General features: G+C 66.5%; 25 protein-coding genes and 1 pseudogene. 11 read left to right on the top strand and 15 right to left on the bottom strand.

Annotated features, from left to right (window positions below; all coding sequences use genetic code 11):
• Positions 1–586: FHA domain-containing protein (locus tag SSQG_RS13480; RefSeq protein ID WP_052310273.1), on the top strand; the 586-nt coding region annotated here is incomplete at its 5' end.
• A gap of 15 nt (positions 587–601) precedes the next feature.
• Here the strand turns inward: SSQG_RS13480 and SSQG_RS13475 are convergent.
• Entirely contained in the window at positions 602–1585 is a 984-nt protein-coding gene (locus SSQG_RS13475; protein ID WP_003990321.1) for a methyltransferase domain-containing protein, read from the bottom strand.
• 67 nt (positions 1586–1652) lie between these two features.
• Here SSQG_RS13475 and SSQG_RS13470 point away from each other — a divergent pair, with 67 nt between their 5' ends.
• Complete coding sequence (locus SSQG_RS13470) at positions 1653–2066, top strand: globin (protein WP_039932617.1); 414 nt, start codon at positions 1653–1655, stop codon at positions 2064–2066.
• Positions 2067–2098: 32 nt separating this feature from the next.
• Here the strand turns inward: SSQG_RS13470 and SSQG_RS13465 are convergent, their stop codons facing one another.
• From SSQG_RS13465 to SSQG_RS13450, 4 genes are all read right to left on the bottom strand, one after another.
• Entirely contained in the window at positions 2099–2791 is a 693-nt protein-coding gene (locus SSQG_RS13465) for a hypothetical protein (RefSeq protein ID WP_003990319.1), read from the bottom strand.
• Entirely contained in the window at positions 2788–3201 is a 414-nt protein-coding gene (locus SSQG_RS13460) for an acyl-CoA thioesterase (protein WP_003990318.1), read from the bottom strand. The genes SSQG_RS13465 and SSQG_RS13460 overlap by 4 nt, the downstream gene beginning before the upstream one ends.
• Before the next feature lie 6 nt (positions 3202–3207).
• Complete coding sequence (gene ettA / locus SSQG_RS13455) at positions 3208–4872, bottom strand: energy-dependent translational throttle protein EttA (RefSeq protein ID WP_003990317.1); 1665 nt, start codon at positions 4870–4872, stop codon at positions 3208–3210.
• 333 nt (positions 4873–5205) lie between these two features.
• Complete coding sequence (locus SSQG_RS13450) at positions 5206–5970, bottom strand: GntR family transcriptional regulator (RefSeq protein ID WP_039932616.1); 765 nt, start codon at positions 5968–5970, stop codon at positions 5206–5208.
• Between the two features lie 70 nt (positions 5971–6040).
• Between SSQG_RS13450 and SSQG_RS42680 the strand changes: the two genes are divergently transcribed.
• From SSQG_RS42680 to SSQG_RS13415, 8 genes are all read left to right on the top strand, one after another.
• The gene (locus SSQG_RS42680; protein WP_003990315.1) at positions 6041–6319 is read left to right on the top strand and encodes a hypothetical protein; all 279 of its coding nucleotides are present in this window, start codon (positions 6041–6043) and stop codon (positions 6317–6319) included.
• A 589-nt stretch (positions 6320–6908) separates the two neighbouring features.
• Positions 6909–7205, top strand: a complete 297-nt coding sequence (locus tag SSQG_RS42675; RefSeq protein ID WP_003990313.1) for a hypothetical protein — start codon at positions 6909–6911, stop codon at positions 7203–7205.
• Between the two features lie 531 nt (positions 7206–7736).
• Positions 7737–8282 carry a hypothetical protein gene (locus tag SSQG_RS13435; RefSeq protein ID WP_039932614.1) on the top strand — a complete coding sequence of 182 codons (546 nt, stop codon included), beginning with the start codon at positions 7737–7739 and terminating at the stop codon, positions 8280–8282.
• Positions 8283–8483: 201 nt separating this feature from the next.
• Positions 8484–9428, top strand: coding sequence for a restriction endonuclease (locus SSQG_RS38175; RefSeq protein WP_003990311.1), 945 nt, complete (start codon positions 8484–8486; stop codon positions 9426–9428).
• A gap of 172 nt (positions 9429–9600) precedes the next feature.
• A complete protein-coding gene (locus SSQG_RS13425; RefSeq protein ID WP_078506846.1) occupies positions 9601–10869 on the top strand; it encodes a HEPN-associated N-terminal domain-containing protein in 1269 nt (422 codons plus the stop codon).
• Positions 10870–10882: 13 nt separating this feature from the next.
• Entirely contained in the window at positions 10883–11428 is a 546-nt protein-coding gene (locus tag SSQG_RS41350) for a hypothetical protein (RefSeq protein WP_003990309.1), read from the top strand.
• Positions 11429–11787: 359 nt separating this feature from the next.
• On the top strand, positions 11788–12897 hold the full coding sequence (locus SSQG_RS39090) for a GTP pyrophosphokinase (RefSeq protein WP_158681037.1): 1110 nt from the start codon (positions 11788–11790) through the stop codon (positions 12895–12897).
• A gap of 307 nt (positions 12898–13204) precedes the next feature.
• A complete protein-coding gene (locus tag SSQG_RS13415) occupies positions 13205–13714 on the top strand; it encodes a hypothetical protein (protein ID WP_052310271.1) in 510 nt (169 codons plus the stop codon).
• Here SSQG_RS13415 and SSQG_RS13410 read toward each other — a convergent pair.
• Entirely contained in the window at positions 13653–14462 is an 810-nt protein-coding gene (locus tag SSQG_RS13410; RefSeq protein WP_086025090.1) for an IS5 family transposase, read from the bottom strand. The two genes, SSQG_RS13415 and SSQG_RS13410, sit on opposite strands and share 62 nt — an antisense overlap.
• Before the next feature lie 467 nt (positions 14463–14929).
• Between SSQG_RS13410 and SSQG_RS41345 the strand changes: the two genes are divergently transcribed.
• A complete protein-coding gene (locus SSQG_RS41345; RefSeq protein ID WP_039932612.1) occupies positions 14930–15259 on the top strand; it encodes a tyrosine-type recombinase/integrase in 330 nt (109 codons plus the stop codon).
• 92 nt (positions 15260–15351) lie between these two features.
• Here the strand turns inward: SSQG_RS41345 and SSQG_RS41340 are convergent, their stop codons facing one another.
• The 9 genes and pseudogenes from SSQG_RS41340 to SSQG_RS40615 form a co-directional block, all read right to left on the bottom strand.
• The gene (locus SSQG_RS41340) at positions 15352–16143 is read right to left on the bottom strand and encodes a hypothetical protein (protein ID WP_158681035.1); all 792 of its coding nucleotides are present in this window, start codon (positions 16141–16143) and stop codon (positions 15352–15354) included.
• A 299-nt stretch (positions 16144–16442) separates the two neighbouring features.
• Positions 16443–17711, bottom strand: a complete 1269-nt coding sequence (locus SSQG_RS43665) for a discoidin domain-containing protein (protein WP_003990303.1) — start codon at positions 17709–17711, stop codon at positions 16443–16445.
• Between the two features lie 134 nt (positions 17712–17845).
• Positions 17846–19240 (bottom strand): prolyl oligopeptidase family serine peptidase, encoded by a 1395-nt coding sequence (locus SSQG_RS13390; RefSeq protein WP_039932609.1) that lies wholly within the window; start codon positions 19238–19240, stop codon positions 17846–17848.
• Between the two features lie 183 nt (positions 19241–19423).
• Positions 19424–20395: an N-acetylglucosamine kinase gene (locus SSQG_RS13385; protein WP_039932608.1), complete on the bottom strand. Its 972-nt coding sequence runs from the start codon at positions 20393–20395 to the stop codon at positions 19424–19426.
• A complete protein-coding gene (locus SSQG_RS13380) occupies positions 20386–21651 on the bottom strand; it encodes a 6-phospho-beta-glucosidase (RefSeq protein WP_003990299.1) in 1266 nt (421 codons plus the stop codon). Before SSQG_RS13380 ends, SSQG_RS13385 begins: the two co-directional genes overlap by 10 nt.
• 4 nt (positions 21652–21655) lie before the next feature.
• Positions 21656–22549, bottom strand: coding sequence for a carbohydrate ABC transporter permease (locus tag SSQG_RS13375; protein ID WP_003990298.1), 894 nt, complete (start codon positions 22547–22549; stop codon positions 21656–21658).
• Complete coding sequence (locus SSQG_RS13370; protein ID WP_003990297.1) at positions 22546–23490, bottom strand: carbohydrate ABC transporter permease; 945 nt, start codon at positions 23488–23490, stop codon at positions 22546–22548. The genes SSQG_RS13375 and SSQG_RS13370 overlap by 4 nt, the downstream gene beginning before the upstream one ends.
• A 12-nt stretch (positions 23491–23502) precedes the next feature.
• Entirely contained in the window at positions 23503–24840 is a 1338-nt protein-coding gene (locus SSQG_RS13365; RefSeq protein ID WP_003990296.1) for an ABC transporter substrate-binding protein, read from the bottom strand.
• A gap of 75 nt (positions 24841–24915) precedes the next feature.
• Positions 24916–25085, bottom strand: a pseudogene (locus tag SSQG_RS40615) (sugar kinase); the annotation flags it as partial.

The raw sequence follows: 25085 nt of genomic DNA, 5'->3' as shown, positions 1-25085 counted from the left end.
TCCCGGCGGTGGTCAGGGTGGCGGCTACGGCTACCCGCAGTCCGGCGCGACCCAGGCGCCTCCCGGCCCCGGTGGCCCCGGCGGCCCCGGCGGCGGTTACGGCTACCCGCAGCCCGGCGCGACCCAGACGCCCCCCGGCCCCGGCGGCTTCCCGCAGCAGCCCCAGGCGCCGCAGGGACCCGCGACCTGGACCGCGACCATCGGCCCGGACCGTGACTACTTCATGGCGATGATGCAGCGGAGCGGCCCGGAGGCCGCGGGCCTCAACCTGCCCGCGTACTCGCCCGAGCAGCAGCGCACGCTCACCGGCAACCAGCTCACGATCGGCCGCCGCCGGCACTCCACCGGCGACACCCCCGACATCGACCTGTCGGTGCCGCCGGAGGACCCGGGCGTCTCGCACCAGCACGCGGTGCTGGTCCAGCAGCCGGACGGCAACTGGGCGGTCGTCGACCAGAACTCGACGAACGGCACCACGGTCAACGGCTCGGACGAGCCCATCCAGCCGTTCGTCCCCGTGCCGCTGCACGACGGCGACCGGGTGCACGTGGGCGCCTGGACGACGATCACGATCCGCCGGGGTTGAGCAGCCCCGCCGGGCTCAGGACGGGAGGGGCCAGGCGTACGGCCCCTCCGGGTCGTCCAGCCAGGCCCATTCCCGGTCGCCGCTGACCGTGATGCCGTAGCGCTCGCGCTGAGGCCTGCCCTCCTGCTCCCACAGCGAGTGCGCCTCCTGCGGGTCGAGGCTGCCGCGGGTCAGGGCCAGCAGGAAGCGGAACAGGTCGTCCTCCCTGGCCCGGCGCGGCACCCCGCCCATCTGGAGCGGCTCGCCCCCGGGCCGGCTCCCGCCGCGCAGCGGCACGAAGTAGGCGGGCGTGTGCAGGAAACGCCCCTCGGCCTGCTCGGCGTCGGACACCGTGAGCAGGATCAGGCCGGTGGCGAGCGGCATCAGGATCCGGCCGCCGGGGCGGCTCTGGGCGAGCCAGGCGCGCGGCACGGTGCTCAGCGCGCACGTGGCGATGATCCGGTCGAACGGCGCGCGCTCGGGCACGCCCCGCGCGCCGTCGCCGGTGACGACGACCGGGTGGTACCCGGCCGCGGTCAGGTGCCGGCGGGCCGACTCGGTGATCTCCGGATCGAGATCGACGGTGGTGACCTTGTCGTCGCCCAGCCGGTGGGCGAGCAGTGCGGCGTTGTATCCGGTGCCGGCGCCGATCTCCAGGACCGTGTTCCCGGCCTCCACACACAGCGCGGCCAGCATGTCCGCCATCAGGGACGGCTGACTGCTGGAGGAGAGCAGTTCGCCGTCGCGCAGCCGGGTCGCCAGCGGCGTGTCCTCGTAGGCGCCCCGCATCCACCGCTCACGCGCCTGGGGGTCGGGGCTCTCGCCCCACCGGCGTTCGTAGCCGCCCGCGACGCCGACGTAGTAGTACGGCACGAAGAGGTGGCGCGGGACCGCCGCGAACGCCTCCCGCCACAGCGGGTCGGCGGCCCACGCCCCGTTCGCGTCGATCCTGCGTACCAGCCCCGCCCGCGCGGAGGCGGCGAGACCGTCGGATTCCCTGTCGGGAGCATGCCCGCCCATACCCCCACAGTAAGGGCACGGGGTGCCGGTCCTAGGCCTTCAGTCCTATGTCCCCGTGTCTGAGAGCATGGAGGGCGTGAATGAGATTCGGCGCGGCACGCTTCAGGAGCAGACCTTCTACGAGCAGGTCGGCGGGGAGGAGACCTTCCGTCGGCTCGTCCACCGTTTCTACGAGGGAGTCGCCGAGGACCCGCTGCTGCGGCCCATGTATCCCGAGGAGGACCTGGGCCCGGCCGAGGAGCGCCTCGTGCTGTTCCTCATCCAGTACTGGGGCGGCCCCTCGACGTACAGCGACAACCGCGGCCACCCGCGTCTGCGGATGCGGCACGCGCCCTTCACGGTCGACCGGGCGGCGCACGACGCCTGGCTGAAGCACATGCGGGTCGCCGTCGACGAACTCGGGCTGTCCGAGGAGCACGAGCACACGCTGTGGAAATACCTGACGTACGCGGCGGCGTCGATGGTGAACACGGCGGACTGACGCCCCTCAGGGGCCGGGGGAGGGGGTGCTGGTCAGCGGACGCTGACGTCCAGCGCCCCGAGCCCCGCCCGCCGTACGGCGACCGACCCGTACGGTGTGCGCAGCCGGAGCCACGCGCCCGACGAGAACAGTCCCAGCGGCTCCACGTCGCCGGACGCCTGTGCGGGGGCGGGCCGCAGGAAGCCGAGTGACTGCGCGGCGTGCACCACCCGGACGGGGAGCCGGGTGTCGCCGACCGTACGGGACCAGACGTCCCGCCCGATCCGGTCCAGCTCGGCCCGCGTCCGCCGCTCGGCGGGCAACTCCTGCGTACGGGAGCGGAACTCGGCGACCACGGCGGCGACCAGCGACCGCAGGGCGTCGGGCGCCGGCAGCCCGGGCTCGGGGCGCCAGCCGCCACGCGGCGGCAGCACACCCGCCCACGGCGGGCCGGTCACCGCGCCCGGCACGACGGCCGTGGCGCCCTTCTCGTCCACCGACTCCAGGAACTCACCGGCGGACACGGTCACGTCCAGGGTGGCGTCCAGCCCGTTCTCGTACGGCTTCGCGAGCCGCACCGTGCGGATGGCCAGCACCTCGAAGGACGGCGGACGCCCGAAGACGGCCAGCGCCGTGCCGGCCGCCTGGAGACGGACCGCGGCCCCACGGTCGTAGTGGAGCAGCCGGGAGAGGAAGGCCGCGAGATCCGCCGCCTCCCCCTCGTCGGCGAGGTGGAGCACCGTCATGCGGCGACGGCCTCCTCCTCGGCGTCGTCCGTGTACTCCTGGAGGAACTCCCGTTCCTCCGCGGTGATCCGGCGCGGCCGCTGTGCCTCGAAGTCGAACGGCACGACCACCGTCGAGGCCCGGACGTAGACCACGTCGTCGTCCTTCACCTCGTAGGTGATGGTGAAGGACGCGGCCTTGATCTCGGTGATCCACAGTTCGACGTCCACCGGGTGGTGCCGGTGGACGAGCTGCCGCTTGTAGTCGATCTCATGGCGTGCCACCACGGAACCCTGCTGGAAATCCTTCTCCGGCCGGAAGAGGAAGTCGATACGGGCTTCCTCCAGGTAGCGCACGAAGACCGCGTTGTTGACATGGCCGTACGCGTCCATGTCCGACCAACGCAGCGGGCAGCGGTAGATGTGCCGCAAGATCGATCAGCCCCGGGTCAGCTTCTTGTAGGTGGCACGGTGCGGACGGGTGGCGTCCGGGCCGAGCCGCTCGATCTTGTGCTTCTCGTACGACTCGAAGTTGCCCTCGAACCAGAACCACTTGGACTCGCCCTCGTAGGCGAGGATGTGCGTGGCGACGCGGTCCAGGAACCAGCGGTCGTGGGACACGACCACGGCGCAGCCCGGGAACTCCAGCAGCGCGTTCTCCAGGCTGCTCAGGGTCTCGACGTCGAGGTCGTTGGTCGGCTCGTCGAGGAGCAGCAGGTTGCCGCCCTGCTTGAGGGTGAGCGCGAGGTTCAGCCGGTTGCGCTCACCGCCGGAGAGCACCCCGGCCGGCTTCTGCTGGTCCGGCCCCTTGAACCCGAAGGCGGAGACGTAGGCACGGCTCGGCATCTCGACCTGGCCCACGTTGATGTAGTCCAGCTCGTCGCTCACGACGGCCCACAGGGTCTTCTTCGGGTCGATGTTCTCGCGGCTCTGGTCGACGTACGAGATCTTGACGGTGTCGCCGACCTTGATGGAACCGGAGTCCGGCTCCTCCAGGCCCTGGATCATCTTGAACAGGGTCGTCTTACCGGCACCGTTCGGCCCGATGATGCCGACGATGCCGTTGCGCGGCAGCGTGAAGCTGAGGTCGTCGATCAGGACCTTCTCGCCGAAGGCCTTGCTCAGGTTGTTGATCTCGACGACGACACTGCCCAGACGCGGGCCCGGCGGGATCTGGATCTCCTCGAAGTCCAGCTTCCGCATCTTGTCCGCCTCGGCGGCCATCTCCTCGTAGCGGGCCAGACGCGCCTTGGACTTGGCCTGACGCCCCTTGGCGTTGGACCGCACCCACTCGAGCTCTTCCTTCAGACGCTTCTGCCGCTTGGCGTCCTTCTGGCCCTCGACCTTGAGGCGGGCGGCCTTGGTCTCCAGGTACTTCGAGTAGTTGCCCTCGTAGGGGTAGAGGCGGCCGCGGTCGACCTCGCAGATCCACTGGGCGACGTTGTCGAGGAAGTACCGGTCGTGGGTGACCGCGACGACGGTGCCCGGGTACTTGGCCAGGTGCTGCTCCAGCCAGTTCACCGACTCGGCGTCGAGGTGGTTGGTGGGCTCGTCGAGCAGCAGCAGGTCGGGCTGCTCCAGCAGCAGCTTGCACAGCGCGACACGGCGGCGCTCACCGCCGGATAGGTTGGTGACGGGCCAGTCGCCGGGCGGGCAGCCCAGGGCGTCCATGGCCTGCTCCAGCTGGGCGTCCAGGTCCCACGCATTGGCGTGGTCGAGGTCCTCCTGGAGCTTGCCCATCTCCTCCATGAGCGCGTCGGTGTAGTCGGTCGCCATCTGCTCGGCGATCTCGTTGAACCGGTCGAGCTTGCCCTTGACCTCGGCGACACCCTCCTGGACGTTCTCCAGGACGGTCTTGTCCTCGGTCAGCGGCGGCTCCTGCTGCAGGATGCCGACGGTGTAACCGGGCGTGAGGAAGGCGTCACCGTTGGACGGCTGCTCCAGACCCGCCATGATCTTCAGGATCGTCGACTTGCCGGCGCCGTTCGGGCCGACGACGCCGATCTTCGCTCCCGGGTAGAAGCTCGTCGTCACGTCGTCGAGGATCACCTTGTCGCCGTGCGCTTTGCGCGCCTTGCGCATGGTGTAAATGAACTCAGCCAAGAGAAACCGTCCGGCAGCTTGAAACTGGCAGTGGGCAGATACACCCCATCTTGCCGTACCGCCAGGCCTGGGCGGAAACGCGTATGAGTAGGGGGCTGTGACCTGGGGGTTCGTGGTGAGCGGCTGAGACTCGACTGTCACTGTCGGTCGCCGTTGGTCGGCCTCGGGCGCCCTCGCACGGCCCAGGGACGGCCCAGGGATGATCACTCGACGGCAGCACTGTACGGGGGTTGGGCCACCGTAGCGACGTGAACGGCAGGGCTGACCGTCCTCACCGCTTGCCAGACGTGGACGCGCCGAAGCGCCGCCGCAGTCCGCCCGCGAAGCCTGTGCCTACCGGTTGATCGGGATTTCGTAGACGATCTCGCAGAGAGCGGCGGGCACGACGATGTCCGCTGTCTCGACGGGTCGCCCCTGGTCGCTGTAGTACGTCCGCCGGATGTGCGTGACGAGTGCGGCCTTCTGGATGCCCAGAAGAGAGGCCTCCTCGGCGGTCGCCTGACGCGGCTCAGGCTGCTCCACCGCGTGGCTGACGTTGACGCCGATCGCTGCCATGCGGTTCACGACACCGGCCCCAGCGTGCGGGCCTCCCTCGGGGAGAACGACGAGAGTGCCTGCGGTGAGGTCGTACGGCTCCCAACTCGTCGACAGCTGCACCGGCCTGCCGTCGGCCAGGAACTCGTATGCCGTCCTGACGCACAGATCGCCCTCGGCGATGCCCAACCGCGCAGCGATGTCTGCCGGGGCCGGCACCTTGGCGTCGGTCTTGCTCTCCCAGTCGCCTTGCTTGCCCAGAGCTTTCATATCGGCACGGAAGGGCGACTTCTCAGGTTGCTCGCGCGCAGACGACCGGACGACCCGCACCCGTTGCCGGGGCTCGGCGACGTAGGTCCCCGATCCGGCGCGACCTTCCAGCACACCCTGGGAGATCAGCAGCTCCTGCGCGCGGCGAACCACGTTCTCGCCGACGCCGCACTCCTGGCCGATCTGAGCGCGCGACGGCAGCCGGTCTCCCGGCTCCCACACGTGCTCCGCGATCCGCCGCCGGAGTTCGTCGGCGATGCGGAGGTAGGGCGGCTGCTCAGACGTATGGAAAATCTAGTCCACTAGCTCTAATCTAGTTAACTAGCTTCACTCAAAGTGATCGCCGGTTAACGGAGGCTGCCCTGTGCCCGCTTCGGGAGTCCGCGCGGCAGCCATCGCTGCCCGGCTGTTCGGCCTCGGGCTGCCCGCACGCGCGGAAGAGCACGACCGGCACACATCGATCGAGGCGGAGGTACCGGAATCACTCACCGCCGACTTATGGCGGGAGGTCCTGGAAGCAGTGGCTGAGGCCGATCGGTTCGGGCTTCTCGCCACGAGCCTGAACGACCGCACCCTCTGGGCGGTCGTAAACAAAGCGGTCCCCACGACGGGCGACGTCGGGGGACCGAGCTATCAGCGATAGGAGCCGACCAGCGTGCTCAACCGTATCCGCCGTGCCGCCTCGCTTGCCAGAGAGCGGTACTTCCCCAAGGGCAGGCACCGCCGCCCCTTACGGCCGTCTCGGCCAACCCTTGCTCCCGCTTCCGCGGCATCCGCTGACGAGTCGACGGTCGTCCTGGGCCAGGCTCTCGACGGGGTGGGTCACTGGTGGCCGCTCCGGGGTGAGGACACCGCACTTGTCCGTCCGTACGTACTGGCGCATGAAGAACGCGCACGGCGACCTAGGGTCGTCCTCGCTACCTATCTCCCAGCTGACGCCAGGTCGACCCTCCTGGGGGTTCAGTGATGCCATCACGGCGGCAAGCCCTTGGCTCGGAAGCCTCGGTCACCTCGTACCGCTCGACTGCGTGCCAGATCGGCACGCATCACGCCTGCGCGGAGTCGTCGCCGGAGTTGGCGCCGGTCGACCTTCCCTTGATTTACGAGGCTTGCGATTGCCTGTGCCACGCGGCACCCGGCCGGCCTCAGCCCAGAGGTGACGCGGTGAGCGGGTCGGCATCGAGTGGCACGCCAGCGCTCAGCGCCGAGATCACCAAGAGGGGCACACGGGGATGACGGCACATGACGAACTGAGACTTCTCCCGTGGGCAGGGCCGGACGGCAAGCCGTGCTACTTGAGCACCGATGACCAAGGCGGCTACGTCTCCCGCCTGGCGGACCACATCGAGGCGTTCCAACTCGGGATGGCATCCCAACTGCTGGAGCACTCACATCAGGTACTCGACGACGAGACCGAGGACCCGGAGGAGCTCAACCTTCTCGCTGCCCAACTGACGAGCGCACTGCGAGACGTGCTGCGTGTAGCGACCAGTCGCGGACGCACGCTCGTTGTGCCTGGACGCCCTTGAGGGGCTGAGCGGCAGCGGTGTGCAGTGCCGCAGGGAGCCTCGGCCATGCTCCGGGGCTCCCTGTTCTCGTCCGGACTGCACCTGGCACGGTGCGGTGGGGCCGAGCCTGATGATCGTGGTTGCCGTACTTCTCTGCTGTACCGCAACGGCTCCGGAGGCCCTTTGAGGCCAAGATAACGCAGCACGTCAGGGCCTCGGTCGTGGCAGATCTGGCGAGCTGAGTCCGCAGGTAGTCCACAAGCAAACGAGGTGCCCACGGGAGCTATCAGTTGGGCTGCGCCGCTGCTCATTCAGCCATGTCGTGACACGAGGGTCGACGGACAGAGTGGTTCCGACGACATGTGCGTCGATGTTGTGGGAATGCGCGTCTCAATGCAGCCCGCTCCTGGGTGTCGGGACTACGAGGCAGGCTGTCGTACTCTTGGCGAGGGCGATTGCGGTCGGCACCTGTTGGGCGTCGGCTTTGACCGGCAAGCCGAGGAGCTGGAGATCAAGCGGTCACTGGGCAGGGGAGCCCTAACATGCCGGGCCATGGGCATCGAGGCGGAACGCATCGCGCAGCTGGCTGACGAACTCAAGATTGGGTTCTGCGGTCTCAGCCTGGCCATACTTCCGCTAGCTGACCCCCGTCAACCGCTCATGGCCATCTACCGCGACCTGTACGAGCAAACCGCTGACTCACCGCTGGTCATCTACCGCAATGACGGTACGCCGCACTCTGCGGAGCGGCTGACAGACATCTTTGCCAAGTCCAGCTCAACTGCGGGTGCTGGACTCGGTGAGGACCTGCTGAACTTCGCGACGATGCACGGTGCAGCCCGCCTGGGTGATGCCATCCAGCGCGCGGGGCTGAGTGACAGGACAAGCCCGTTGCTTCAGTTCGTGCGGCACTTCCGCAACGCCTGTGCGCACGGCAATCGTTGGCACTTTCAGAACGCGGAACCGAGGCAGCCAGCAGAGTTGCGCGGCATTGTCCTGACATCGGCGCTGCACGGCTCCAAGGCAGCTGGGGGCACTGTTGGTGCGGGCGACTACCTGGACATGCTCGACGACGTGGCGGCCCACTTCAGGGCCTGAGGTTCGTCAGTCCGTCTCGATGACAGCCAGGACAAGCCGCCTCTGTCACTCGCCATCCGCTTGTGTCATCGGCCCGCCGGCGCCCGCTGGATGACGGGTCATCACGGCCCCTTGGATCAAGCCTTGTCGTACAGGCTGGTCATCGACTGATCGCGCGGTACCGTGATAGGTCGGTGACAGCGCGTGGGGAGGAGGGGGCAGGTGCAGCAACCTGATGCCCGCAAGAAGACGATCAATCCCAGCGCGTACAACGCACTGGCCGACGCACTCTGGTTGATCTACTGGAACAAAGATCCCTTTGAGCTGTACGTCCGCGGGATGCTGAAGGACCACAGCGAGCTCCTGCCGCAGCTCAACTTTCAGGCCACCAAGCGCGAAGTCTCCGGCCAGTTGGTCAAGCTGCTGCGGGCCAATGAGACCCGGTACCTGGACGTGACCGTGGCGCTCATGCTCGACATCGCCGCCATGGACCGGTTCCCGAACCTCGAACGACAGGTCGATGGTGACGTCATGGTGGCCAAGGCCACGGCGGCCGTCGCGGAATTGCGGCGCTGGACTGGCAAGCAGCAGGACATCATCATGGGACACGAGGAGCACGCGGCGGCCATAGCCGAGAGTGCGAAGAAGGACCAGGACAGCCGGGTCTTCGCCCGAGTTCATGACGATCTGAAGCAACGGTTCATCGTGATGCACGCGGCAACCGACAAGCACCAGCGGGGGACGGACTTCGAGGGATTCATCAACGAGCTGTTCGCCCTGTACGACTTGGAGCCGCGGGCGGCCTACATCATGGATTACGAGCAGATCGATGGCGCGTTCTCCTTCGACACTGACTACTACGTTCTTGAGGCCAAGTGGTGGAAGGAGCGCATCGGCCGGCGGGAGCTGGACGTCTTTAAAACCAACATCGAGCGCAAGGGCAAGAACACCCTTGGCTTGTACGTCAGCATGAGCGGCTTCACTTCCGATGCCCTGGCGATCTACAGCCTTAGCACGCCGTTCATCACGATGGACGGCGGCGACTTCATGGCTGTGCTGGACCAACGCATCCGCCTGGACGACCTGATGACTCACAAGAGGAAGCACGCCAGCCAGACTGGTCACTGCTATCTGCCCGTCTCCGAAATCTTCTCTAGAATGGAATAACCCAGTGGACGTTCATCGGCCAGGTGGAGCGTAGGCAGCGCAACGTCTCACTGCACAACATCCTCAAGATTGCCGACGCCTTGCAACTCGATCCGGCGGAGCCCGTGCGGGGACTCTCCACCCCTGAGACGAAGCGACCACTGCCAAGTAACACGACAACACGGGGAAGCGCATGGGACTTGCCAAGCGGCATTGGATGGAAGCTCAAGATCGTGGCTGGTACTCCGGCGGGGACCAATGGGTGTGCGAGCAATGTGTTGATGAGCCTTTCCTTGCAAGCAAGGTCAAAGAGGCATCCTCGCCCGAGAAGGCATGCAGCTTCTGCGATGAAATTCCGGCCGCCGAGCTAGACGTCTTCATGGAAGCATTCATGCAGGGGGTTACACGCCGCTATGAAGACGCAGATAACGAGCACCGCTATGACTCGGAAACGGGCGAGTATCTAGGCAACACTTTTGATACATCGGATCTCATTAACTGGGAATACGGACACGTCTTCGCCAACTCAGAGTTTCAAGAGGTTGTGTGTGACTCCATCGTTGACAAAATGTGGACCGATAACGACTTCTGGTACTACACGCCGAGTGAAGCGCTCAGCACTGGCTGGCAGCGTTTTCGAGAAGCAGTGATGTACGAGTCTCGGTACGTTTTCTGGCTACGCAAGGACTGGCAGGAGCAGGATTACGACGAGGACGGTGTTCATCCGGCTAAGGTCCTGCAAGCTCTAAGTGATTACGTAGAGAAGCATGACTTGTATCGCACCCTTGAGATAGGTGGCATTTTCTGGCGAGCCCGCACACGTACGGATATTGAGGCTTCCTGGGGAGCGAAGGATCTGGGGACGGCCGGACGAGAGTACGCGAAGCAAGCGAACCGTATGAGTCCTGCCGGCATCCCCATGTTCTATGGTGCCGAAGACGCAGACACAGCCGTGCGGGAAACCCTCGTGCGAACTTCCGACACTCACGTCAGTGTTGCATCCTTCCAGGCAACACGACGTTTTACGGTAGTCGACTTGACCGGCATTAAGCTCCCCTCGCTTCCGTCCGAATTCGATGTCGAGCGATTCGCCGAGCGACACCGAATCTTGTTCCTCAGAGATTTTGTAAAAGATCTGACGAAACCAATTCGAGAGAGCTACGAACAGATCGACTACGTGCCGACCCAGATCTTGACGGAATACCTGCTCAAAGTGCATGAACCATCCGGTGAGCGCAGTATCGACGGCCTTATGTACACCTCTGCGGTGACGGGCAAAACCTGCGTCGTGCTCGACGTACCCCACAAGCGGTGTATTGATCGGGATGATGAGATCGAACGCTTCGCAGGTGACAAGCTCCATCTGAAGTTGGACGCTGCATCGGTGACCACGCTCAAAATCAAGCGAGACTATGAGCCGATACCGCCGGCCAACGACGATCCGTTCGCGCAACCTGGGTGACTTTCGGAGAATTATGAGTCCGTCCACAAGTGCCTTAGTCATTGCCTTCGTAGGAATCATAGGCACGCTCGCTTCCGCACTTCTGACCCAACAGAGCGCCAACAATAACAAGTTACGAGAAATTGAGCGGGCCGACCAGCAACGGCGAGAAGAACGTGCGTACGAAACCGAGCAAGCAACTATTGAGATTCTGCGTGCCTGCTACGTTGCGCTCAACATCGCTGCCCGTCTGTACCAGACAGCGCTGACTAACTATCTTGTCGCCATTCGCTCCGGTGCCGTGACCGATGAAATACGCACCGATGTGGAGGAAATGCGGCGCGACCACAGAACTCGTCACGCAGAAGCTCAGATGCTCGTTCCCGACGCCGTGTTAGTAGCGGCTGGCACCGTGAACAGTCATCTGAGCAACCTGTATGGAATCCTGCGGCGAATCGATATCGGAGAACCTGAACAAGGTGAAACCATCGAGCTGGCCGCGGAGATGCGTAGAGGAACGTGGGAAAATTTATCTGAGATGCGGACCGTCATGCGAAGCGACCTGGGAATCGGGCCGTAGAACCGCCCCGAAAGGAATAGTTTTGAACTGGCACGGCCTTGGTGCCGTAGACGTCAACGGCTCACGACGCTAGTTCTCCGGGTGCAGGCATAACCCAACCAGTGTGGCAGATCAACTCGGGGAGCCCAGGCCAGAGTGGGGTGGGGGTGGTCACCCGTGGGTGCCGTCTGTCAGCGTTGGTCGGCTTCGGACGGCCCAGGGACGGCCCAGACCCGTCACTCAAGAGATGTGCTTGGCGCCCGTGCGGCATAGGCACAGCGGCAATGCAGCGGTTTTCGTCATTACGGCAGAGGACGACGGCGAGAACGCCTACGATCAAGGCAGCGGCAGCAACGCTCTGAGCGACTTTGGGAGGGAACGTGTCCGACAAGGGTGCAGATTACGAAGAGGTCACAGAACCACTACGGAACTTCGCTCCTGCATTGGAATCCCTTTTACGAGAGTTGCTCATTTCAAAAGAGATTCAATTCCACTACATCAGATCGCGAGTGAAGACGAAAGGAAGTACCGTTCGCAAGCTGGATAACCCGGCTAAAAGTTACACGGGTATCGCTGACCTGACAGATATGCTGGGCGTGCGCATTGTCACTTACTTCCCCAACGATGTTGACCGCGTAGCCGAAGTGATCCGAGACGAATTTCTGATCGATGAAGATAATTCAACCGACAAGAGGGCGCTATTGGATGCAGATCGATTCGGTTATCTGTCCCTGCATTATGTAGCACGCCTTGGAGGCGGGAGATCTCAGCTCGCCGAATACGTCCGGTTTGCCGATGTCACCTTCGAGATACAAATCCGGTCGATCCTGCAGCATGCATGGGCCGAGATTGAACACGATCTGGGTTACAAGAGTTCAAACGGTATTCCGGCAGAGATCAGGAGGCGATTCTCTCGCGTGGCTGGCCTTTTGGAGGTCGCTGACAACGAATTTCAGGAGATCCGCGACTACCTTGGCAAGCATCAACGCAGGCTAGAGGTCGCCAGCGGTCGACAGTGGAAGGGTGTGGGAATAGATCAGGATTCGGTTTACATGTTCATGAGGAGGGAGGTTGCCGTCCGAACTCTGGATCGGAAGATAGTAAGGTCCGTTGGTAGGTCTCTCGCGCGCCCAACGCGCGAATATGCCGGAATGCGTCAAATCGAACTCCAGAGAGCCGGGTTCGAGACATTGAGTGACGTAAAAAAGGAACTTGAGCTGGAATCGGACCGAATCGCCAATTTTGCGCATTCCTGGATTTCGGACAAGAAGGTGGGGCCCCTCTGGGGCAAGGGCTCCACACCCGATCCAGAGCAGCAGGATGATGATCCGGATGAACTGGACGAGGATTTTAAGGTACTTACGTCCGGTGTCGGGTTGTTCTATCTATGGCTTTATAAGTGCGCCAAAGGTGAGGTGGCAGACCCCCCCTATCACGAAGTATCGCTCGCTCAGCTTCGCAGCAAGTACGAAGAGCTGGTCGGCAAGTGACGCGCAGCTTCACCTCAACGGATGTGAACTCCTAGGTTGGTGGAGCGGCTTTGGGCTGGAGCTGCTTTGGGGCGAGTGATCATGGCCCCGTAAGCTTCCGGCGCGTCGGGCAGTCTGTGGACCTGCCCGCTAAAGCACGACGTTGGGGCCATGATCTTAGAGGCTCGCCCCAAAGTGGCTGCCTAAGAGGTCGTTCTCTTTCCGAACCTCATGTGCGGATTCCGCTGGTCAGACATGAGATCGCGGCCGTCACGGCAGTCTCGACTCATCGCCGGTCGGGATGTTGTGGGGGTGGCGGATGCCTTCGATGCGGGCGGTTCTGGAAGCGCGGCGGAAGGCCGCGGCGGTGCGCGTGGAGGAGCTCGAAGCCGAACTGGTGCGGCTGCGGGCCGACTTGGCGGACGCGGAAGAAGTGCTCAGGCGTCGGGTGATCGGTCTGGAGCAGTATCTGGAGGCGCTGGCCGAGGAGGAATCACCCGCCGTGGTGGCTGTTGGGGTGTCGCGCAGGAAGTCGGTCGGGCCGCGGCGCGCGGTGCCGCACCGGGAGAACGCGGTCGGTGTCGAGGACCTGTCGGTGGACTACCAGGCGTTGATGGCCGCCGCCCTGGACGCGGGCGCCGAGGGGCTGGGGGCCAGGCGGGCGGCGGTGGTGCTGGGCTGGGACAGCGCGTCCGTCTCCCGCGTCGAGGGCGCCAGGGCCCGGCTGAAACGGCTGGTGGAACGGGGCTGGCTGGTCGAGGAGAAGCCGGGCAGGTTCATGCTGACGACGCTGGAGCAGAACGCCGCTGATGGTGGGCGGCCAGACGGCGGCTCATGAGCGTGGTCATCGACCACAGAATGACGGCTTCGCTGGTGTCGGTGCGCCGTTCGTAGTCACGGACCAGACGTCGGCTGCGCAGGAACCAGGCAAAGGATCTTTCCACGACCCAGCGGCGGGCCAGGACCTGAAAACCTTGGACGTCGTCGCTGCGGCGGACGACGTCGAGGACGAGGCCGAGGCGCTGGGCAGCCCAGTCCTGGAGGTGGCCGCGGTAACCGCCGTCGGCCCAGATCCGCGAAAGCCGCCGCCGCTGCTTCCTTGCCGTGGGCAGCAGGATCCGGGCGGCGTCCCGGTCGGTCGTGGACGCCGGCGTGACCAGCACGGCCAGAAGAAGCCCGAGGGTGTCGGTGAGCAGGTGCCGCTTGCGTCCGTTGATCTTCTTCCCGGCGTCGTATCCCCGTGAAGCGAAGGCGACGGTGGCGTCCGCCTTCACTGACTGCGAGTCCACGACGGCCGCACTCGCCTCCTCCTCACGGCCCTCTGCATGGCGGACGGCTCCGCGCAGCCGGTCGTGCAACTCGGCCACCAGCCCGGTATCCCGCCAGCGGGCGAAGAAGGCATACACGCGAGACCAGGGTGGAAAGTCCGCCGGCATCGCCCTCCACTTGATGCCGTTGTCGACGAGATAGCGCACCGCGTCGATCATCTGCCGGTGGCAATAGCCCTCCGGACGGCCACCCCGGCCCGCCAGCCATGACGGCACCGGCAGCAGATCCCGCACCAGGGCCCACTCCGTATCGCTCATGTCGGAGCCATACCGCGGCCGCCGACCGGGTCGGTCAGCAGCGTTCCCGAACCGGTGAGCGAGACAGTCACACCCAAGAGTGGCCGGACTGGACCCGTCGGCCACCACCACGCAACACTTCAACACCAGGGCCTCTTGCAACTCGCTGGATTCGACAACCGCGAGCTACCAAGAGGCCCTTCCTTCATGCCTCAACACCGCTCAACTCACCCGAACCAGCACCCCGTTCGATCCACGCCGGCCACACGAGCGGATAGAGAACAGGCAGTAAAGCCGTGGAGCCGACCGCCCCAGCCACAGAGGGTGTCTCCCACCTTCATGCCCGCAGCCGCCGAGCGCGCCGCCGGGCGCGGCCAGCCGGGGCGCAGACAGGAGGCAGGCCGCGCCGCAGAGGCGGCGCGCGCCCGCGCCGTGCGCGGGCTCTTGATGAAGTAGGGAAACTCTTACCGCGCTGGACTGGTCAGCAGGTGTCTTGTCTCGGTTGCGCAGCCATCTGGAGCCAGGCGTTCAACGACCAGGCATGGAAGCCCGCGCTCGCATCCGTCGGCATCATCCCGACCCCCGAGAAAGGCCAGCGCTACGCCGCCGCCCGCGAGCACGGCATGCACGCCCTGCGCCACTTCTACGCCTCGGTCCTCCTGGATGGCGGAGAGAGCATCAAGGCCCTGAGCCTCTACCTCGGTCACAGCGACCCGGGCTTCACGCTCCGCGTCTACACGCACCTGATGCCGTCCAGCGAGACCCGAACCCGCAAAGCCATCTCCGCAATGTACCGGGGCCGCCGGTCATGCTCATGACGGCCCCGAGACGGCCCAAGCCACCTGATGCGGCCCCTCATCGGTGGGAAACCCGCTGGTGAGGGACCTTTTCATGTAAAGCAGGGACTGGCTCAGCCGCCTGACTCACGCCGACGCCGGTACTCCTCCAACCAAGTCAGCATGGTTCTACAACTCCGCACGTAATCAAGCGCGGCTGATGGGCTCACAGTCTCTACTCGTCGTTCGTGTGCAGCCTCGTTCCTGAGACGGCGCAGGTCGTGAAGCGAGTGCCTGACGTCGTGCGGGATATCAGGCAATGAGTCGATGACTCTCCCAATCGGCTGCAGTTGGGATGCCGTGCCACCAGGTGCAAGATCATAGAGAAGTTGTTCGATGGGCTGCCAAGCCGCAAGCATTCCGGCCGAGGGACTAATAGCCGCCATCAGCTCTGGGGTGCTCCAGCGCACCTCCGGCGAAAAAGCACCCTCGTCAAATCGCTCGAGGAGACGACGCCTCTCGTCGTTGTAGGCTTGCTGCCGTTCTTCAAGCGCTTGAGCCCGCAGAGCTTCGTACCGTTGCGCTTCTGCTTCTACAACCTCTGCGGCCTCCTGCTCAATCCCGTGTGCCTGTTCGTTCCCAGTCCGAGTTGTCTCAGTCTCTCGACCAGTCTCCCCGGGAGCCTCGCTATGCCCCTCCGCGACTGCCTGGGACTCCCGTTGGGCCTGCCGAACAGCTGCCTCTGTCTCAGCGCTGATCTCGGCGACCTCGTCTGAGAACTCGGCGTCCACACCAGGGGCGCTCAGCGTACGAATTCGCCTGATCAGTCGGGCGATCTCCGGCTTGAAGCGGAATGCGACAATGAGGAAGACGGCAGGCCAGACAAGAGCCTTGAGATAGTCGAGGACCAGACGCGCGATCTCCACACGCACATCATCACCGATTCGGCTGGCTAACGGGCGAGTTTCCCCAGGAGCGGCCCAGAGACGCCCAAGCCGCCTGACACGGCCCCTCATTGGCAAGGAAACCGCTGGTGAGGGGCCCTCATATGCCCTCGCGCGGCAAGTAACACCTCATCTTGCCGTACCGCCACCCCTGGGCGGAAACGCGTTCCCCGCCGGGGTCCTGACCTCGGGCTTCGTGATGGGTGGCTGGGACTCGCCTGGCTCTGCGAGGGGCGGCGCCCCGTACGGTGCGGTCGTACGGGGCGTTTCGGGCGAGCCCGTCAGAACGGGCAGGTGTCCATCCAGCGTGTGACCAGGGAGGTGTCGTTCCGGTCGGTGTCACGGGCGGGGCCGCACAGGAACGGGGCGAAGCGGGTGTCGGCGCGCAGCCAGTAGCTGAGGAACGACACGATCCACTTGCCCTGCTTGGCTTTGTTGCCGGAGCCCGTCATCGGGCACAGGTGGTCGCCCGGAACCTCGATGTAGAGCTTCTCGGCCTGCGACATGGAGTTGTACCAGGGCACCGCGTAGCTGTTGCCGTGGGCGACGGGGTCGCTCTGGCAGGTCAGGAAGAATGTGGGGTCGGTGACCCCGGAGAAGTTCACGTTCGGGTAGTACGGGGCGGTGGGCACGCCCGCCCGGAAGCGCGGGTCGTCCCGGAGGGCCGCCATGACGCCACCGCCGCCCATCGAGTGCCCGACCGCGCCCAGCGTGCCGTTGACCTTCCCCGATATCGGGGTGCCGGTGGCGTTGCCGAGGGCGAGCAACTGGGTGCCGGCGGCGGTGATCTGGCGTCCGCGTGAGGCGGGGTCGTCGGTGAGCGTGTTGGTTCCGACGTTGATGACGACGAAGCCCCAGGAAGCCAGACGGGGCGCGAGCCACTGGAGGTTCTGCTGTGTGCCCTGATACCCCGGCATCAGTACGACGCCCGGGTAGGAGCCGCCGGCCGTCGGGTACGTGACCGTGCCGGAGCCGTATCCGCTCGGGTCGGGGACGGTGTAGGCGGCGGTGGTCAGCGGCCCGTCCGCGGCCTCGAGGGAAGCGGTCGACGGGGCCGGGATCCCCTCGCCCGGAGAGCTGCCGCGGAAGCCGTACACCTGGAACTCCCACAGCGAGTAGCCGTAGGCGGTGCCACGCTGGGTGCCCTGGAGGCGCACGTACCGGCCGCTGCCGCTCACGTCGAGGGTCTGCACGCCGCCGGTGCCGGCCGTGGTCGAGTGGATGGTGGTCCAGGCCGTGCCGTCGTCGGAGGTCTGGATCCGGAACGTGCGGGCGTACGCGGTCTCCCAGCGCAGCACGACTCGGCTGAGGGTGGCCGTGGCGCCCAGGTCGACGGTCAGCCACTGCGGATCGCTGAACGTGCTCGACCAGCGGGTCGTGGTGTCGCCGTCGACGGCCGCCGAGGCGGGGGTGGACGCGTTCTCGGTGGACGAGGCGGTCGCGGGCCGGCCTTGGGACAGTAAGTCGGCGGCGGCCGCCGGCGGGGCGGCGACGGTCAGCATCGCCAGTGCCAAGCCGATGGTGGTGGCCAGTGCGATCAGTGCCGTCACGGCACGGGGCCGGGTCCGTGGCGGCGCGGTCGGGTGGGTCGGGGGACGGGATGGACGCATTGCTTTACCTCCGGATAGCGGTGGGAGCGCGGTGACCGGACAGCGAGGTACGCCCGTACGTGATGGCTGCGGGATTACCGGGATTGTTCGAAGAGCCAGTCGATGACCACGTCGTTCTCGTAGGTCTGGGCCCATGCGAGGTGTGGGTTCACCGGGGTCGTTCCGGGCGTGTAGCTCGTGAACAGGATGTGGCTGCGGGCGGCCCGGGCCTGCTTCAGGAGCGCCCTGGACCGGGCCTCGAACTCGGCCTTCGGCAGATCGTTGGCCCATTCCCCCCGGCTGACCCGTGCGCCCGCGCTCTCCAGCGCGTTCATCAGTGTCCAGGTGCCGGGCTTGCCGAACCGGCCTTCCCGGTAGGGGACGACCGGGTCGTCGATGGAGTGGTCGGCCCAGATCGGGATGTGCGTGATCCTGTCCATGGTGGCCGGGTCGCCCCAGCCGGCCGTGGGCAGGGCGGCCGCGAACAGGGCGGGGCGCTTCGCCAGCAGACTGTAGATGCCGCGTCCGCCCGAGGAGAGGCCGACGAGATAGAGACGGGACGTGTCCACGTTCCGGGTGTGCTCGCGCACGAAGGTGTCGATGAGTTCGATCAGCGCGCCCTGGACCCGGGGGTCGGTCCAGTCCGTGCCGTCGGGTCCGTCCATGGGACGAGGCAGGGGGATCTGCGGGGCGAGGACGAACGCGGGGTCGCGGCGCTGTCGTTCTGGTTTGGCGAAGGTGACGGCGATCCGGTTGGAGGTGAGCTGGGTCATGTTGTTGTCGGCGACCTCGCCACCGCCGTGCAGGGTGACGACGAGCGGATACCGGGTGCGCGTCCGCGGATCGCGTACGAAGCCCGCGGGCCGGTACAGCCGGAAGTCCAGTTCAAAACCCGTGGAGTCGGTGAAGGAACCGGCGGTGAAGTCGTCGACCAGAGGAGTGATGACGCCGTCGTTCCGGCTCGCGAAGGGGCCGGCCTTGAGGACCGGTTCACCGTTCTGGGCGTGCACGTCCGCCACTTGTGTGACGGAGTAGGCGCGGTCGAGCGGGAGGGGGTCGGTGCCGGCTGCCCGTGCGTTGGCGTCGTTCGGGTCGAGTTCGATGATCAACCGGTCCCCGGGCCGTCCGGGGCGGGACCGGTCGTCCACTTCGGCGGCGGTGCCGGAGTACACCCGGGTCACCGTGCGAGCCGCTGTCTGCCCGCCCACGGTGGCCTTCACCTGGAAGGCCGAGGGCGGGACCGCACCGCCGCGTAAGTCGATGCGGTGGGCGTACTGGAGGACCACGGCCGTCACCAGCCAGTTGTTCCTCGGTGTTACCCGCGTGACGAGGTCCGTCCGCAGAACCGGGTTGGGTCCGGGGGCCGCTCGTCGTCCTTCGGCTGTGTCTGTCGTGGTGCCGGCGGCAGCGGCGGGTGCTGTGTTCAGGGCCGGCGCCGCGACCGCACCGGCGGTGACGGCGAGGGCCGTCCGTCTGGTGATGCCTCTCATGGGTCCTCGTCTCGGTCGGAGGGCACCCGGGCCGGGCGCCAGGGGAGAGAGAAGCCGGGCGGGGGCAGCCGAGGTGTTACGCGAGAGTTTCGGAGCACCAGCGGATCGGTGTCCAGCATCGAACCGAGATCTGTCCATGCGATGAGCGCATCAATGCGAGCGCGGATCCGGAGCGACACGGACTCACCCCGCGAAGTGTGCCCGCAACCTCCCCTGCGCCCCTTCCCCCGATCCCACGCTGTCCAGCCCCAGCAGTGCCGCGCCGAGGACCGGGCTCGCCGTGACCACCTGGGGGACGGCCTTGGGGGCCCGGTCGGCCAGCAAGCCGGTGATTCCGCTGTTCAGTTGCGGGTGCCGGGCCGCCAGGACGCCACCGCCCAGGAGGACGGGCGCCGGTTCGTCCAGCAGGTCCAGGCGGGTCAGGGCGACCACCGCCATGGAGACGACCTCCTCGGCTTGGCGGTCCACGATCGTGCGGGCGATCGGGTCGCCGTCGGCGGCCGTGGCGAAGAGGACCGGGGTCAGTTCGTGGCGGTGGGGCTGGGCCACGTGGCCCAGGTGCAGGGCCTCGATCAGGGCGTACATGGAGGGGAGGCCGAAGTGGGCGGGGAGGGTCGTGGCCAGGGCCGTGGCGGGCCCGCGGCCGTCCTCCGCGCGGGACGCGTGCCACATCGCCTCCTCCGACAGGCCCCAGCCGCCGCCCCAGTCGCCGGAGATCCTGCCCAGCGCGGGGAAGCGGGCCGTGCGGCCGTCGGGGTGCATGCCCACGCAGTTGATGCCCGCGCCGCAGACGACGGCGACGCCCCGGGGTTCCGTGACCCCGGAGCGGAGGATCGCGAACGTGTCGTTGCGTACCGTCACCGTGGCTCCCCACGCGCGGGCGCGCAGCGCGGTCGCCAGTTGTTCCTCCTCGACCGGGAAGTCGGCGTTGGCGAGGCAGGCCGAGACGTGGTCGACGCAGGTGAGGCCCGCCGTGGTGAGCGCCCTCGAAACCGTGTCGGAGAGCACGCCCATGGCCGTCTCCAGCCCGACGGCCGGCGGGCGGAAACCGCCCCCGCGGGCCGTGGCCAGGACTTCTCCGTCCGCCGTCACGATCGCGACGTCCGTCTTGCTGTTGCCGGCGTCGATGGCGAGGACACGTGCGGTCAGGCCCACGCGAGGTGCTCCCGGTTGTGTGCGATCAGCCGGTCGGTGAGCGCCTCGGCGTACTCGTACTGGCCGATGAGGGGGTGGGAGAGGAGGGCCTGGAAGACGCGCGTGCGGCCGCCGTGCAGGGCCGCCTCCAGGGCCAGCTCCTCGTAGGCCGTCACGTTCGCCATCAGGCCCGCGTACAGGGGGTCCACCGGCGGGACGGGGAGGGGGGAGGCGCCCTTCGCGCCCACCGCCGCCTGTACCTCGATTACCGCGTCGTCGGGGAGGAACGGGAGCGTGCCCCGGTTGTACGTGTTCACCACCTGGTAGGGAGTGCCGCCGCCGCCCAGCAGGGCCGCCGCCAGGTCGACCGCCGCCTCCGAGTAGTAGGCGCCGCCCCGCTTGGCGAGCAGTTCCGGTTTCTCGTCGAGGGCCGGGTCGGCGTACATCTCCAGCAGCCGCCGTTCCATCGCCGCCACTTCGGCCGCCCGGGACGGCTTCGTACCCAGCTCCCGGACCACCTCGTCGTGCGCGTAGTAGTAGCGCAGGTAGTACGACGGGACCACGCTCAGGCGGTCCAGGAGGGGGCGGGGCAGGCGCAGGTCCGTCGCGATCGTGTCGCCGTGGTCGCCCAGCAGCTTGGGCAGGACGTCCTCGCCCTCCGGGCCGCCCAGGCGTACTCCCGTTTCCCACGTGAGGTGGTTGAGGCCCACGTGGTCCAGGTGCACCTCGGCGGCGCCCACGCCCAGCAGGGCCGCGAACTTGCGCTGCAGGCCGATCGCCACGTTGCACAGGCCGACCGCCTTGTGGCCCGCCTGGAGCAGGGCCCGGGTGACGATGCCCACGGGGTTGGTGAAGTCGATGATCCACGCGTTCGGGTTGGTGCGGCGTACGCGGTCCGCGATGTCCAGGACGACCGGGACCGTGCGCAGGGCCTTCGCCAGGCCGCCGGCGCCCGTCGTCTCCTGGCCCACGCAGCCGCATTCCAGGGGCCAGGTCTCGTCCTGTTCACGGGCCGCCTGGCCGCCGACGCGGAGCTGGAGGAGCACCGCGTCCGCGCCGTCCACCGCCTGGTCGAGGTCGGTGGTGGTGGTGATCCGGCCCGGGTGGTCCTGGCGGGCGAAGATACGACGGGACAGGCCGCCGACCAGGGCCAGACGGTCTTCCGCCGGGTCCATCAGGACCAGTTCCTCGACGGGCAGGGTGTCCCTCAGGCGGGCGAAGCCGTCCACGAGTTCGGGGGTGTAGGTCGAGCCTCCGCCGACCACGGTGAGTTTCATGCGTCTAACCCTTTACTCCGGTGAGCGTGACACCCTCTACAAACGCCTTCTGGGCGAAGAAGAACACGAGGATCACGGGGGCCATGACCAGCACGGTGGCGGCCATGGTGAGGTTCCAGTCGGTGTGGTGGGCGCCCTTGAACGACTCCAGGCCGTAGGAGAGGGTCCAGGCGCCCGGGTTCTCCGAGGCGTAGATCTGGGGGCCGAAGTAGTCGTTCCACGCGTAGAAGAACTGGAAGAGGGCCACCGCGGCGATGCCCGGTCTCGCCATCGGGAGGACGACCTTCAGGAGGGTGCGCAGGTCGCCGCAGCCGTCGACCCTCGCCGCGTCCAGGTACTCGTCGGGGATCGTGGTGAGGAACTGGCGCAGCAGGAAGATCGAGAACGCGTCGCCGAACGCCATGGGGATGATCAGCGGCCAGAGCGTGCCGGACAGGTCCAGCTGCTTCGCCCAGAACAGGTACATCGGGATGATGACGACCTGCGGCGGCAGCATCATCATCGAGATGACCAGCATCAGGGCCAGGTTGCGGCCGCGGAAGCGGAACTTGGCCAGGGCGTAGGCCACGGGGATCGAGGAGACGACGGTGAGGACCGTGCCCAGGCCCGCGTAGAGCAGGGTGTTCTTCCACCACGTGAGGAAGCCGGGGGTGTCGAAGACCTTGGCGTAGTTGCCCCACTCCCAGGTGTGCGGGATCAGGTCGCGGCTGAGCGCCTGGCTGTCGCTCATGAGGGACGTGAGGAGGACGAAGACGAAGGGGAGTGTGAAGAAGAGGGCCGCCGCGATGCCCACGGAGTGGATCGCGACCCATTCCAGCAACGCCCTTCGGTGGGCCGTGCGTTCCGCGGGGGAAGGCGGTGCCTTCCACTCCAGGGGTTTGTCGAGTACCTGAGTCATCGGTCACCTGCCTGGATCAGGCCGCCCCGGCGGCGCATCAGTAGTGCGGTGAAGGCCATGGAGAGCACGAAGAGGATCAGCGCCACCACACAGGCGGAGCCGTAGTCGAAGCGCTGGAAGCCGAGGTTGTAGACGAGTTGGGGGAGGGTGAGCGTGGACTTGTCCGGGTAACCGGGCTCGAACTGGGTGCCCGCTCCCTGGATCACGCCCGACGCGACCTTTCCGGCGATCAGTGGCTGTGTGTAGTACTGCATCGTCTGGATGACGCCGGTGACGACCGCGAACATGACGATCGGGGAGATGTTCGGGAGTGTGACGTAACGGAAGCGCTGCCAGGGCGTCGCGCCGTCCAGTTCGGCCGCCTCGTACTGCTCCTTCGGCACGTCGAGCAGCGCCGCCATGAAGATGACCATCAGGTCGCCGATGCCCCAGAGGGCCAGGAGGGTGAGGGCCGGCTTCGACCAGGCGGGGTCGTTGAACCAGCCGGGGGTGGGGAGGCCGGCTTTCTCCAAAAGGGAGTTGACCGGGCCCGTGCCGGGGTTGAGGAGGAAGGCGAAGGCCATCGTGGCCGCCACCGGCGGGGCGAGGTACGGCAGGTAGAAGAGGGTGCGGAAGACACCCGTGGCCGTCTTGATCCTGGTGATCAGCAGGCCCACGCCCAGGCCGAAGGCGACGCGGAGCGTGACCATGATGGCGACCAGCCACAGGGTGTTGCGCAGGGCGGGCCAGAAGAACGGGTAGTGCGCGAAGACGTACGTCCAGTTCTTCGTGCCCGACCAGGACGGCGGCTTGAAGCCGTCGTAGTGCATGAAGGAGAAGTAGACGGTGGAGAGCAGGGGGTAGGCGAAGAAGACCGCGAAGCCGATCAGCCAGGGGGAGAGGAAGGCGAGGGTACGCAGGGTCGAGCGGCGGTGTTTCGCGCGCAGCGTGTAAGTGCTCATGATGCTCCCGGCTCACTTCGCCTGCGCGATGTCCGTGTCGATCTGCCGGGCGGTGTCCCGAAGGCCCTTCTTCAGGTCGGTCACCTTGCCGCTTTCGTAGGCGTAGCCGAACTCCTGGATGGTGGTGAGGTAGACGCCGCCGTTGACGGAGGCGGGGGCGGTGGTGGAGTCCGGGTTCGCGGCGATCTCCAGGAACGTCTTGAAGCGCGGGTCGTACGTGAGCTTCGGGGACTTCAGGGCCGCGAGCGTCGACGGGACGTTGTGGATGGCGTTGGAGAAGTCCACGACCGCGTCCGTGTCCGTGGTCATGTACTTCACCAGTTCCCAGGCCGCGTTCTGCTTCTTGCTGGTCGCCGCGATGCCGGCGATGGTGCCGGTGATGTAGCCCTTGCCGTACTGGTCGGCCTGGTCGTCGGGGACGGGCAGCGGGGCCACGCCGATCTCGAACGTCGGCTTGGCGGCGAGGGCCATGCCCAGCCGCCACTCGCCGTCGAGCTGCATCGCGACCTGGCCGGTGTGGAAGGGGTGCTTGGGGCCCCACTCGTCGCCGAGCTTGGAGCGGTAGGTCTCCAGCTTGCGGTAGCCGCCCAGTTCGTCGACCAGTTTCTTCTGGAGCCTGAAGGCGTTCTCGAAGGCCGGGTCCTCGGCGACGTTCGACTTGCCGTCCTTGCCGAAGTACGTGGGGGAGAACTGGCCGAGGTAGTGCTCGGTGGTGGTCTCCCAGCCGTGGTAGTTCGGCATGAAACCGAGCTGCTGGTAGGTGTCGCCCTCGGGGATGGTGAGCTTCTTCGCGTCCTTCCCGAACTCGGACCAGGTCTTCGGCGGGCTGGTGATGCCGGCCTTCTCGAACGCCGTCTTGTTGTAGTAGAGGCCGTAGGCGTCGCCGAGGAGGGGGACCGCGCAGCGGTTGCCGTCGAACTGGGTGTACTGGTTCATCGCCTTCGGGAAGGTCTTCTCCGGGTCGACGCCGGACTTCTCGAAGAACGGGTTGAGATCCACCAGGGCGCCGGAGGAACAGAACCTTCCGACGCTGTTCGTGGTGAACGACGAGATCACGTCCGGGGCCTTGTCGCCGCCGGTGCGCAGCGCCTGGTTGATCTTGTCGTCGGTCATGTTGCCGACGACGTTGACGTGGATGTTGGGGTGCGCCTTCTCGAAACCGGCGATCAGGGACTGGACGGCCTTCACCTCGGCGGGCGCGCTCCAGGCGTGCCAGAAGTTGATGGTCGTGTCCTTCGAGGCGTCGTCGCTCGCGGCGGACCCCGACTGGCCGGTGCAGGCGGTGGCGAGGAGGGCGATGGAGGCGGAGGCGGCGAGCGCTAGGGCGGTTTTTCTTGATATTCCGGGCATGACGGAGCTCCCTGAGGCACGGGGAAGAGAGGAAGGAGGGAGAGGAGAAGGAAAAAACCGGGGGAGGGGGTGGGGTCAGCGGGAGGTGTCGAAGACCTCGTCGCGCGTGGTCGCGAGCGCACTCTCCAGCGCGCCGCGCAGCACGGGGTGTTCACGGACGTCGCCCACGACCAGGCGCGGCCGTGACGCGGCCAGCTCCTCCAGCTCGGCCTGGACGAGGGCGCGCAGCGCCTCGCCGCCCGAGG

This window comes from Streptomyces viridochromogenes DSM 40736, from assembly GCF_000158955.1.
Taxonomy (GTDB): Bacteria; Actinomycetota; Actinomycetes; order Streptomycetales; family Streptomycetaceae; genus Streptomyces; species Streptomyces venetus.
Note: the sequence above shows the minus strand (reverse complement) of the source record. Positions and strands in the feature narration are given on the sequence as shown.